This window comes from Amycolatopsis keratiniphila (assembly GCF_000400635.2).
Classification (GTDB): Bacteria; Actinomycetota; Actinomycetes; order Mycobacteriales; family Pseudonocardiaceae; genus Amycolatopsis; species Amycolatopsis keratiniphila.
The window spans coordinates 7,119,450-7,130,698 of the sequence record NC_021252.1 but is presented as its reverse complement, the minus strand read 5'-3'; the positions used below and the strand labels follow the sequence as shown (position 1 = coordinate 7,130,698).

General features: G+C 68.1%; 12 protein-coding genes. 5 read left to right on the top strand and 7 right to left on the bottom strand.

Annotated features, from left to right (window positions below; translation table 11 throughout):
* Nucleotides 1-3: 3 nt before the first annotated feature.
* Nucleotides 4-483, top strand: a complete 480-nt coding sequence (locus AORI_RS72730; protein WP_123798614.1) for a hypothetical protein — start codon at nucleotides 4-6, stop codon at nucleotides 481-483.
* A gap of 191 nt (nucleotides 484-674) precedes the next feature.
* Here AORI_RS72730 and AORI_RS72725 read toward each other — a convergent pair whose 3' ends face one another.
* The 5 genes from AORI_RS72725 to AORI_RS72705 are packed head-to-tail and all read right to left on the bottom strand — an operon-like array spanning nucleotide 675 to nucleotide 5,550.
* Nucleotides 675-1,664, bottom strand: coding sequence for an ABC transporter substrate-binding protein (locus tag AORI_RS72725; protein WP_016336638.1), 990 nt, complete (start codon nucleotides 1,662-1,664; stop codon nucleotides 675-677).
* Nucleotides 1,665-1,692: 28 nt separating this feature from the next.
* Complete coding sequence (locus AORI_RS72720) at nucleotides 1,693-2,754, bottom strand: ABC transporter permease (protein WP_016336637.1); 1,062 nt, start codon at nucleotides 2,752-2,754, stop codon at nucleotides 1,693-1,695.
* Nucleotides 2,751-3,515: an ATP-binding cassette domain-containing protein gene (locus AORI_RS72715; RefSeq protein ID WP_016336636.1), complete on the bottom strand. Its 765-nt coding sequence runs from the start codon at nucleotides 3,513-3,515 to the stop codon at nucleotides 2,751-2,753. The genes AORI_RS72720 and AORI_RS72715 overlap by 4 nt, the downstream gene beginning before the upstream one ends.
* The gene (locus AORI_RS72710; protein WP_016336635.1) at nucleotides 3,512-4,567 is read right to left on the bottom strand and encodes a class I mannose-6-phosphate isomerase; all 1,056 of its coding nucleotides are present in this window, start codon (nucleotides 4,565-4,567) and stop codon (nucleotides 3,512-3,514) included. Before AORI_RS72710 ends, AORI_RS72715 begins: the two co-directional genes overlap by 4 nt.
* Entirely contained in the window at nucleotides 4,564-5,550 is a 987-nt protein-coding gene (locus tag AORI_RS72705; RefSeq protein WP_043848337.1) for a LacI family DNA-binding transcriptional regulator, read from the bottom strand. Before AORI_RS72705 ends, AORI_RS72710 begins: the two co-directional genes overlap by 4 nt.
* A 263-nt stretch (nucleotides 5,551-5,813) precedes the next feature.
* Between AORI_RS72705 and AORI_RS72700 the strand changes: the two genes are divergently transcribed.
* Nucleotides 5,814-8,201 (top strand): GH92 family glycosyl hydrolase, encoded by a 2,388-nt coding sequence (locus tag AORI_RS72700; protein WP_016336633.1) that lies wholly within the window; start codon nucleotides 5,814-5,816, stop codon nucleotides 8,199-8,201.
* Between the two features lie 203 nt (nucleotides 8,202-8,404).
* Nucleotides 8,405-8,770 carry a DUF3817 domain-containing protein gene (locus AORI_RS72695; RefSeq protein WP_016336632.1) on the top strand — a complete coding sequence of 122 codons (366 nt, stop codon included), beginning with the start codon at nucleotides 8,405-8,407 and terminating at the stop codon, nucleotides 8,768-8,770.
* A gap of 56 nt (nucleotides 8,771-8,826) precedes the next feature.
* Here the strand turns inward: AORI_RS72695 and AORI_RS72690 are convergent, their stop codons facing one another.
* On the bottom strand, nucleotides 8,827-9,327 hold the full coding sequence (locus tag AORI_RS72690; RefSeq protein ID WP_016336631.1) for a MarR family winged helix-turn-helix transcriptional regulator: 501 nt from the start codon (nucleotides 9,325-9,327) through the stop codon (nucleotides 8,827-8,829).
* A gap of 87 nt (nucleotides 9,328-9,414) precedes the next feature.
* Between AORI_RS72690 and AORI_RS72685 the strand changes: the two genes are divergently transcribed.
* Nucleotides 9,415-9,714 (top strand): thiamine-binding protein, encoded by a 300-nt coding sequence (locus AORI_RS72685; protein ID WP_016336630.1) that lies wholly within the window; start codon nucleotides 9,415-9,417, stop codon nucleotides 9,712-9,714.
* Nucleotide 9,715: 1 nt separating this feature from the next.
* Here the strand turns inward: AORI_RS72685 and AORI_RS72680 are convergent, their stop codons facing one another.
* On the bottom strand, nucleotides 9,716-10,132 hold the full coding sequence (locus AORI_RS72680) for a hypothetical protein (RefSeq protein ID WP_043848336.1): 417 nt from the start codon (nucleotides 10,130-10,132) through the stop codon (nucleotides 9,716-9,718).
* A 98-nt stretch (nucleotides 10,133-10,230) separates the two neighbouring features.
* Between AORI_RS72680 and AORI_RS72675 the strand changes: the two genes are divergently transcribed.
* Nucleotides 10,231-11,193, top strand: coding sequence for a tetratricopeptide repeat protein (locus AORI_RS72675; RefSeq protein ID WP_037342549.1), 963 nt, complete (start codon nucleotides 10,231-10,233; stop codon nucleotides 11,191-11,193).
* Nucleotides 11,194-11,249: the final 56 nt, after the last annotated feature.

Here is an 11,249-nt window from a genome sequence, read left to right as displayed (position 1 = left end):
GGCATGGTCACCGGTGATGCGGTAGTGCTTCGGCTGGACGTCGTGATGCGCCGGTTCGCGATGGTCGGTTTCGTGGTGTTCGGCGCCGGCGGCCTGGTGGCCGTCGTACTGGCGTTGGCCTCCGGCTCGGTTACCGGGGTGGTGTTCAGCCTGCTCAGCGTGGCTTTCGCGGGGCTGATCCTGATCGCTCTGCGGCGCTCGGCGAGTTCGTTGGTGATTTCCGCCGTGGGGTTCTCGGTGCCGGGGGTGTTCGAGGTCCGGTGGACCGAGGTGACGCGGCTGCGGGTGTACCGGGAGAAGCGGCGGGTGGGGCGGTGGATGCACTGGTGGCACTACCTGCTCGACTGGACCGGGTCGGGGCCCGAAGTGCTGCTTGAGGACGGTGAGTACGTGTACGCGCTGGGGCACCTCGGTGGGGGTGCTCGGCTGTACGCGGCTCTTACGCGCTTCGCGCCGGCTGGGGTGGTCGAGTTCGCCGAGTGAGCGCGCTCCGGGTGTCATGAAAGGGTCGTTCAGGACGAAATATGTCCTGAACGACCCTTTCATGACACCCGGTCTCACGCGAGGGAAGCTGGTCAAGCCGCGGGAGTGAGCCGCGGTCCCGAACGCTATGAAAGGTCCTTTCCTTGCAAATTTTGCAAGGAAAGGACCTTTCATAGCAGCACCAAAGCGCGTCAGCAGCTCTGCTTGTAGAAGTACTGGGCGTTCGCGTCCATGTTCGCCTTGGTGATCGAGTGCAGCGAAGCGGTCAGGTTCCGCGTCACCGGCTTGCCCTCCAGCGCCGCGATCGCCTGCTGCACACCCTGCTGCCCGATGGCGGCCGGGTCCTGCGCGATGAGGCCCTGGTACTCGCCCTTCTTCAGGCCCTCGATCTCCGACGGCGAGGCGTCGAAGCCGATCAGGTTGACCGCGCCGATCTTGCCCGCGTTCCGCAGGCCGGTCGCGGCGCCCTCACCGGTGTTGAGGTTGGTCGCGAAGATGCCGATCAGGTCCGGGGTGGACGCCAGCGCGGCGGTCACCTTGGACGCGGCCTGGTCGGGCTCGTTCTGGGTGAACTGCACGCCCGCCGACTTCAGGTTCGGGTAGTTCTTCAGCTCGTCCTCGAAACCCTTCGCACGGGTGTTCGTGGTCGAGGTGCCGGCGATGGTGTCGAGCACCAGCACCGAGCCGGTCTTGCCCGCGGCCAGTTCCGCCATGGTCTTCGCGGCGAGCTTGCCGCCCTCGGCGTTGTCCGACGAAATGGACGACTCCGCGACACTGGTGTCCTTCAGCGCGGTGTCGACCTCGATGATCTTCGAGCCGCGGTTCTTGACCTGCTGGATCGGCGCGAGCATCGCCTGGGCGTCGGTCGGCGCGATGAGCAGCGCGGCGGGCGGGTTGGAGCCCAGCGCGTTGACGAGCTGGGTCTGCATGGCCGCGTCGAACTTCTGCGGCGCCTGCGTGGTGAGCTCGTAGCCCGCCTTCTTGGCCTCGGCCTCGGCGCCGCACTGCATCGAGATGTAGAACGGCTCGGCCTGCACGCCCGGGATGAGCGACAGCTTCTTGTTGTTGGTCTTGGCGCCGGAGTCGCCCGACGGCGTCTCGCCGACGGTCCCGCCACCACAGGCGGTCAGCAGGAGAGCCGCGGACAGGGCGGCACCGGTCAAGAGCAGGGTCTTCTTCATGGGGATGGCACCTCTTTGTGCGTAGGGATCAGCGAGAGTTGCGGCGACGACGGCGCCGCTGGTCGAACCAGACCGCGGCGATCAGCACCGCGCCGACCGCGATCATCTGCCAGAAGTCCTGGACCTGCGTGATGTTGAAACCCTTCTTCAGCACGGCCGGGATGAACACGCCGATCACCGTGCCCAGCACCGAACCGACACCGCCGAAGAGACTCGTCCCGCCCATCACCGTGGCGGCGATGGCGTTGAGGTTGTCGGTGGTGTGCGCCGAAATCGTCGTCGACGCGTAGTACGCCAGCGAAAGGAAACCGGCGACACCGGCGAGGAAACCGGTGAGCGTGTACACCTTCAGCAGATGCGCGGTCACCCCGATACCCGCCCGCCGCGCACCCTCGGCGTTGGAGCCGACGGCATAGGTGTAGCGGCCGAATTTGGTGGTGTGCAAGAGCCAGGCGCCGATCAGCGTTATCACCACGGCGACCAGCACCAGGTTCGGCACGCCGCCGAACGACGTCCCGTAGCCGAGCGTCTTGTTGAGCTCGGTCGGCACGCTGCGCACGTCGGAGCCGTTGTTCAGCAGGTACGCGGCGCCGAGCGCGGCACCCATCGTGCCGAGCGTGACGATCAGCGGCGGGATGTTCGCCACCGCGATCAGGAAACCGTTGATCAGCCCCCAGATCGTGCCCGCGACGACGGCCGCCACGAGCCCGGCGGTGATGACACCCCAGCCCGCCTTGGTGGCATCACCGTCCGGGCTCAGCGCCTCCATCGTCTTGCCCGCCACCATGCCCGCGAAGATCAGCACCGAACCGACCGAGAGGTCGATCCCGGACGTGATGATCACGAACGTCATGCCGACCGAGAGCACCAGCAGCATCGACGTCTCGATGAGCAGCGTCTGGAAGGTGAACAGCGTCGCGAACTCGGCGGGCGCGATCGCGGTGAACACGATGATCAACGCCAGCAGCACCAGCGCGATCCAGAACGTGTTGGCCCCGATCAGCCGCTGCCCGATCGAGCGCTTGCCGAAGCCACCGTCCACTGTGGTCTGGATCTCGGGGCCGTTCTTCGTCGGAGTGGACACGGTCACGCCGCCTCCTCTTGTACGAGGGCGCCCGTCATCGCGGCGACCAGGTCTTCCAGTTTCGTGTCCGCGCCGGTGAACCGGGCGACGCGCTTGCCGAGCCGCAGCACCTCGATGCGGTCGGACACCGACAGCACCTCCGGCATGTTGTGGCTGATCAGCACGACGGCGATGCCCTTGTCGCGCACCTTCTTGATCACGTCGAGCACGCGTTCGCGCTGCACGACACCGAGCGCGGCCGTCGGCTCGTCCATGAAGACGACCTTCGACGCCCAGACGACCGACCGCGCGACGGCGACACTTTGCCGCTGCCCGCCCGAAAGCGAGCCGATGGGGACGTCGGTGCTCTGCAGGGTCACGCCGAGCCGCTGGAACTCCTCCACGGCCTGGCGTTTCATCTCCTTCTTGTCGAGCATGCCGAGCTTGCCGAGGATCCCCTTGCGGTGGATCTCCCTGCCGAGGAACAGGTTCGCGGCCGGGTCGAGTTCCGGGGCGACCGCGAGGTCCTGGTACACCGTCTCGATCCCCATCCGCCGTGCCGTGGTGGGGGAGTCGAGCACCACCTCGGAGCCGTCGAGCAGGATCTTTCCCGACGTCGGCTGCTCGGCACCGGACAGGCATTTGACCAAAGTGGACTTCCCGGCGCCGTTGTCGCCGATCAGCGCGGTGACCTCGCCGGCGCGCGCCTGGAAGGAAGCGCCGCGCAGCGCCTCCACCGAGCCGTAACGCTTGACCAGGTTCTGTGCGTCGAGCAGGAGTTCGCTCACGATCGCTCCCTCTTCTCGGGTGCGGGCGGCCGGCAGCGGATGACCGTGAGCTCACCCTCCACAGTGGATTGACCGGCGTCGTGCGGGACCACGTAGGTCTCGCCCTTGCGCAGCGCGTACTCGCCGCCGTGCTCGGTGCGGAGCGTGCCCGCGCCGTCCATGACGACCAGCACCGCGAACGACGGGTCGAGTGACAACGTTGTCGACCTACCGGAAACGGCAGGGCGGAGCTGGTCGGCGCGGAAGAACGCGTCACTGCCGTCGGCGAGCAGGTCCACAGTGGACGCTTCGTCGCTCGCGGTGTGCTTGACGATCGAGCCGAGCCGTTCTTCGTCCCAGCCGGAGGTGTCCAGGGTTTCGATGGCGGTCTCGAAGCCGATCCCGAGGTGCGCCTTCTCCGGGTTCGCCAGGAAGTCGCGCCATTCCAAGGTCAGCGAGAAGTCGGTCGGCTGCTGGAGTTCGACGACGAAGACGCCTTCGCCGATCGCGTGCGGCAGGCCCGCCGGGATGTAGACCGTGTCGCCGGGGGTGACCGCGACGCTGTTCAGCGCTTCGAGCATGGCGGGCGCGTCCTGGGTGCGGGCCCATTCGTTGACCGTCGCCTTGTCGACGGTCTCCTTGAAGCCGGGATAGACGCGTGGGTCGTCGCCGTAGGTGCCGACCACGATCCACGCCTCGGTCTTGCCGAAGTGCGAGTCGAAGTGCCGCTTCGCGAACGAGTCCGACGGGTGGAAGTGCACGGGCAGGCGCTGGCCCGCGTCGAGCAGCTTCACCAGCAGGCCGGTCGAATCGCCGAGCGCTTCGACATGCTTGGCGCCGAGCCAGGCGGCCGGGTTCTCGCGGACGGCGTCACGCAGCCAGACCCCGTCGGGCAGCTTGGTCAGGCCGTTGGTCTCCTGGCCGAACATCGTGGTGGCCGAGCCGACCCAGTCTTCCGGGCCGTACTTGGACTCCGACGAAGCGCCCCGCAACGCGGCGATGGCGTCGCCGCCGCGGTAGAACTGCGGCGGCTGGTTCGCCGGCAGGCGGATCGGTTCGAGGTGGCCGCTCATGAAGGCGCGACCTCCCCGGAACCGCGGGCTACGAGATGCACGGGCAGAACTACCTTTCTCGGTGCGGATTGATCTCCCTGGACCCGGGCGAACAGCAGTTCCGCGGCCGCCCGGCCCAGCGCGCTCACGTCGTGCGCGATCACGGAGACCGGCGGATCCAGCAGATCCGCCAGTTCGAAGTCGTCGAAGCTGATCATCGCGGGCCGCCGCTCGGCGTGGGCCAGCGCGCGCAGCAGGTGCACGGCGACCCGGTTGTTGCCCGCGACCACGGCGGTGGCCGGGTTCGCCCCGGTGAGCAGCCGTTTCACGGCGTCGCCGACGCTCTCGGCGGTCGGCGTCCGCATCACGACGAGGCCGTCGTCGAAGGGGATCCCGTTGCGCAGGCAGCCTTCCCGGAACCCGCGCAGGCGTTCGCCCGCGGTGAAGATGCCGGGGCTGTCGGCGAGGAACGCGATCCGGCGGTGGCCGTGTTTGGCCAGGTGGGCGACCGCTTCGACGGTGCCGCCGATGTTGTCGACCAGCACCGTGTCGGCCATGATGTCGCCGGCGGGCCGGTCGAGGAAAACGACGGGCGTGCCCGCGCGCATCTCGGGGACCAGGTAGCCGTGCTGCATCCCGGCGGGGACGACGAGGATGCCGTCCACGCGGCGGGAGCAGAACTCCAGGACGAGTTCGCGCTCGCGGTCGGAGTTCTCCTCCGAGGAACCGGTCAGCACCTGGCGGCCGAACGAGGTCGCGATGCGCTCCACGGCCCGGTTGAGCTCGGAGTAGAAGGGGTTTCCGACATCCTCGACGATCAGGCCGATCGTCCCGGTCGTCGAGCCGCGCCGCAGGTTCCGCGCGCCGAGGTTGCGCCGGAACCCGAGCTGCTCGATCGCCGCCATGACGCGCTCCGCCGTGTCCGGATGGACGGCGGGCTCGTCGTTCACTACTCGCGAGACGGTCTTGATGCTCACGCCCGCGAGCCGGGCCACGTCACTCATCGTGGCCCGGCGGCCGGTGGTGCGGTGGCCGTTGTCCGGTCCGCTGGAAGACAACGTTGTCATAGTGGCGGGAATTGAACGCCAGCGACGCCGCCGTGTCAATGCCCGGTTCGTCCTGGGTCCGCTTTCCGAGTTCGAACCGTTACGGCCCTCCGGGTCGCTGTCCTGAATCGGACAGGGTTTGGCGGACCTCTTGACCAGGTGGTCTGTTCTTGTCGAAGGTGAGCAGGCAGCGACAACGTTGTCAGGAGGCGGCCTTTCTCATGCCTGCACGCACCTCGACCCGCGTCGCCGGGTTGCTCACCGCGCTGGTCGTTCCCGCCGGGCTTCTCACGCCCGTCGCGGCGGCGGCGCCCGGCGGCGACCCCGTGGACGCGGTCAACACCTTCATCGGCACCAAGGACGACGGCAACACCTTCCCCGGCGCTTCGGCCCCGTTCGGGATGACGCAGGTCAGCCCGATTTCCTCGCATTACGCCGGCTATCGCTACGACGACACCGCGATCCGCGGCTTCGGGCACTTCTTCCTGTCCGGGGCGGGCTGCTGGGAGCAGGGCGGCCTCGTGTCGACCCTGCCCACCACCGGCGCGGTCGGGCCCGGCGCGGCGTTCGACACGACGAAACCCGGGACGTTCGACCACAGGAAGTACGCCTCGCCGTACACGCACGAGGGCGAGATCGGGAAGCCCGGCTACTACAAGGTGCGGCTCACCGGCTACGGCGGCGTCGACGCGGAAACCACCGCGACCACGCGGACCGGTGTCGAGCGGTACACCTTCGCGAAATCGGGCGACGCGAACGTCTTCGTCAATGTCGGGCAGGCCAACGACAAGGAACCCGTGACGGCGAGCCAGATCCGCGTCGTGGGTGACCGGACGGTCGAAGGAATGGTGGAGTCGCAGGCCTTCTGCGGCGGGAAGCCGTACAAGACCTGGTTCACCACGACGTTCGACAAGCCGTTCAAGTCCTTCGGCACCTGGTCGCCGACGGGTGGCACTCCGGGCTCGAAGGAGTCCGCCGGTGGTGAAGGGCTGCGCGGCGCGTGGCTGACCTTCGGCGGCGGGCAGGTCACCGCGACGACGGCGATCTCCCACGTGGACGCTTTCGGCGCCAAGCTCAACCTGGCCTCGGAGAAGGGGCGTTCGTTCGACGCCGTCCGCGACGGTGCCCAGCGCGCCTGGCGCAAGGAACTGTCCTCAGTGGACACCAAGGGCGGTACGAAGGACGACCGCACGGTGTTCTACACCTCGCTCTACCACGCGCTGCTGCAGCCGCTGACCGGCAACGACGCCGACGGCCGCTACCGCGGGTTCGACGACCGGATCCACCGCGCGCTGGGCTGGACGTACTACGAGTTCTTCTCGTTGTGGGACACCTATCGCACGCAGAACCAGCTGCTCGCCCTCCTGCGTCCCTCGCGGGCGAAGGACGTCGCGAAGTCGGTGCTCGCCATCCACGACCAGGGCGGCTGGCTGCCGCGCTGGGCGTACGCGAACCAGGAGACGAACACGATGACCGGCGATCCGGTCACCCCGTTCCTGGTCGACCTGTGGCGTTTCGGCGCGCTGTCCGGGCAGGAGCTCAAGGCGTACCAGGCACTTCTGCAGAACTCGCGGGAGACCCCGCCCGCGTCCTCGCCGTTCCAGGGCCGCTCGGGGAACGCGAGCTACCAGAAGGACGGCTTCGTCCAGTACGACAAGGACTTCCCGAAGAAGGGGCAGGACACCGACCCGAACCACGGGGCTTCGGCCACGTTGGAGTACGCGCTCGCGGACTGCTCGCTGTCCATCATGGCCGCCGGTCTCGGCAAGAAGGACGACGCGAAAGCCCTGTCCGGCAAGGGACGCAGCTATCGCACGCTGTGGGATCCGTCGGTGACCGATCGCGGCTTCACCGGGTTCTACCGGCCCAAGGTCGAAAGCGGCGGATGGTTCAGCCCGGCGGACAAGCCGTACACCCCGCAGAGCCCGGACGGGTTCCACGAGGGCACGTCGTGGCAGTACCAGTGGCTGACCCAGCAGGACGTGCCCGGCCTCGTCGAGCGGATGGGCGGCAAGGAGAACGTCGGCAAGCGGCTCGACGATTTCTTCGCCTACGGGGATCTGCTGAAGGATCCGGCGAAGACCGTGCGCGAGGAATGGGTCGTCGGCCCGTACAACTACTACAACCAGTTCCGCTACAACCCGAACAACGAGCCGGATCTGCACTCGCCCTGGATGTACACGCTGACCGGGCAGCCGTGGAAGACCTCAGCAGTCGTCCGCGCGGCGCACACGTTGTTCACCAACGCGCCGAACGGGGTCACCGGCAACGACGACCTCGGTACCATGTCCGCGTGGTACGTCTTCAGCGCGCTGGGGCTCTATCCGGCAGTGCCGGGCACCGGGCAGTTCCTGCTGAACGCGCCGCGGTTCGAGAAGTCGGTGGTGCACTTGGAGAACGGCCGTGACATCACGATCAAGGCCGACGGCGCCGACGGGTCGAAGCTCCAGTACGTCCAAGGGCTGGGATCGGGCTCGCAGCGGGCGTATGTTGGATTGGAACAGTTGACCCGAGGGACCACTTTGGACTTCAAGCTGACCGGGGATGTGGCCAAGGCCACCTGGGCGACCGGTGCCGAAGGGGCGCCGAAATCGCCCTGCGCCGGGTGATCCGAGTGGTTTAGACCGGTTCGCACCGGGGGTCGTGAGCAGCATCACGACCCCCGGTGTTCCGGTGAGGGCCGTCACGCCTCACACTGGTATTACCACGTCCGACAGCGCTGTTGACGTTCTTGGCGAGTCCGCCTTGGACAGTGCTCGTCGGACGTAGTCATGTGTATACGCATAGTGGTGAGACCCCACAGGAGGAGAAAGTGTCCAGCAAGGCCGCTCTAGTGTTCCGCGTGGCCGCGGTAGCCGAAGCCCTCTCGTGGGCCGGGCTGCTGGTCGGGATGTTCCTCAAGTACGCCGTCAAGCTCGGCGAGGGCGGCGTTCCCGTCCTCGGCATGGTGCACGGCGTCGTGTTCGTCCTCTACGTGCTGGTCTCCCTGTCCGTGGCGAAGCCGCTCGGCTGGCGCCCGAAGACCCTGATCCTCGCGCTGCTGTCCAGCATCCCGCCGCTGTTCACCTGGCTGTTCGAGGCCTGGGCGCTGCGCAACGGCAAGCTCGACGGCCCGCAGCGGCTGTCGCACGGTGGGGTCGGCCTCTTCGTCAAGACCCCGGAAACCGCCGCCGCCTGATCTTCCAGTAAGCACGTGAAAGGCCCCCGTCCTGCCGGATGGGGGCCTTTCGCGTGCTATTCGGTGAAGTCGCCGGTGGCCTTGCGGACCTTCGTGAGCAGTTCGGTCAGCTGCTCGGTCTGCTTGCCGGTGAGCCCGGTCAGCCCGAAGTCGATTTCGGTGACCGCCTTCGTGGCCTCTTCGCGGCGTGCGCGGCCTTCGTCGGTGATCTCGACCAGCGTGGTCCGGCGGTCGGTCGGATGCGGCACGCGTTTGACCAAACCGTCCTTCTCCAGCCGGTCGACGATGTTGGTGACGCTCGTGGGATGCAGTTGCAGCCGCTCGCCCATCACGCGCATCGGCAGATGGGACGCGCGGGCGAAGGTCAGCAGGACCAGTGCCTCGTACCGGGCGAAGGTCAGCCCGTGCGGTTTAAGCGCGCCGTCCACCGCGGACTGGATGATCTGTTGCACGCGCATGATCCCGGTCACCGCGGCCATGGTTTCGGACGGCCCGATCCGGGCCTCCCACAGCTGCGCCGCGCGGGCGATCGGGTCGAACGGCAACGGACGGCTCATGGCGCTCGAAGTTACCAGCGGGTACCCGTGCCATGCCGCACCACCGGGTGTTATGCGTGGGAAAAGCGTCTGAACGAGGAGCAGAAGATGATCGTGGCCTTCAGTGTCAGCCCGTCCGCGGCCGAGGAGGACGGCGGGGTCAGCGAGGCCGTCGCCCGTGCGGTGAAAGTGGTCCGCGAGTCCGGCCTGCCCAACTCCACCAACGCGATGTTCACGAATATCGAGGGCTCGTGGGATGAGGTCATGGACGTCGTGAAGCGGGCCGTCGAGGCCGCGGGCGAGGGCTCGTCACGGGTGGGGCTGGTGCTCAAGGCCGACATCCGGCCGGGGTACGAAGGCCAGCTGACCGCGAAGGTGGAGCGCGTCGAGAAGCACCTGAGCGACTGAGTCAGGGGAGTGGCGGGGTGAACGAGACCAGCCACAGCTTGTCCTTGACCGCGATGGCGAGCGGATAGCCGAAGGAGCGGCCATCGGCGAGCTTCCCGCTGACGGTGGCCGACGTCGGCGCGAGATCGTCCGGCGCGAACTTCACCGTGACGTCGTGGGCGCCGCGGCCCGCCAGCGTGTCGATATAGGACTTCGCGAAGTCGCCCGCCGACGCCGGCGGATAGTCGATGAGTTCGGAGAGGGCCTCGACGTCGTGCTCGTTGAGTGCGGCGGTGAGGCCTTCCCGGAGCTGCCCGGGACTGGCGACACCGGGGTCGGGCTGGTGGGCGATGAGGACCGTGATGACGCTCACCCAGACGATGGCGATGCTGATCGCGACGGCCACGGTGGCCGTCCTGCGGGTCGGAATGTCGATCACCCCCTCGTGGCGAGCCTGCCGGAACACCGACGTCCTGCCAAGCGGGCAGCCGGGGGCATGCGGTGAAACGCTCGGGGATGCGTGCCAGGATGGAACCCGTGACACACCCACGCGGATCAGCATCGAAGACGGCGGCCCTCTCCGCCGCGCTTTCCGGCGCGGTCGACCTTTCCGCGCTCAAGGCGCGTGCCGAGGCGCCCCAGAAACAGCCTCCTGCCCCACCTCGTCCGGCGGACGGTGCCGCCCCCGCCGCGGGTGGTGCCGTGATCGACGTCACCGAGGCGACCTTCCAGACGGAGGTCGTCGAACGCTCCTTGCAGCAGCTGGTGGTCGTCGACCTGTGGGCCGAATGGTGCGGCCCGTGCAAACAGCTCAGCCCGGTGCTGGAACGCCTCGCCGCCGAGTCCGGTGGCGCCTGGGTGCTCGCGAAGGTGGACGTCGACGCCAACCCGCGCATCGCGCAGCTCTTCGGCGCGCAGTCGATCCCGACGGTCATCGCCATCGGCGGCGGCCAGCCGGTCGACGCGTTCTCGGGCGCCCTGCCCGAACCCGAGATCCGCAAGTGGCTCGGTTCGCTGCTCGACGCCCTGCGCGACCGGCTTCCCGGCATCAAGGCGGCCGAGCAGAACGGCGGCGGTGTCGAGGTGCCGGAGGACCCGCGGTTCACCGAGGCCGAGGAGGCCTTCGAACGCGGTGACTTCGCCGCGGCGCAGGCGGCCTACGAGCGCATCCTCGACGTCGAACCGGCGAACGAGGAGGCCAAGACCGCGCTCGCGCAGGTCAAGTTCACCGCGCGCGCCGAGGCCGCCGGCCCGGACGCGATCGCGAAGGCCGACGCCGACCCGGCCGACCTCGACGCGCAGCTCGCCGCCGCCGACCTCGAAGTCGCGGGGCAGCAGCCCGAAGCGGGCTTCGCCCGGCTGATCGCCGTCGTGCGGCGGACGGCGGGCGACGACCGCAACAAGGTGCGGGAGCACCTGGTGGCGCTGTTCGAACTGTTCGACTCGGCGGACGAGCGCGTCATGAAGGCGCGGCGGGATCTGGCGAGCGCTCTTTACTGAGCTTTCGCGTCGCGGACCCTCTCGCTATGTCATGAAAGGGCCGTTCAGGACATATT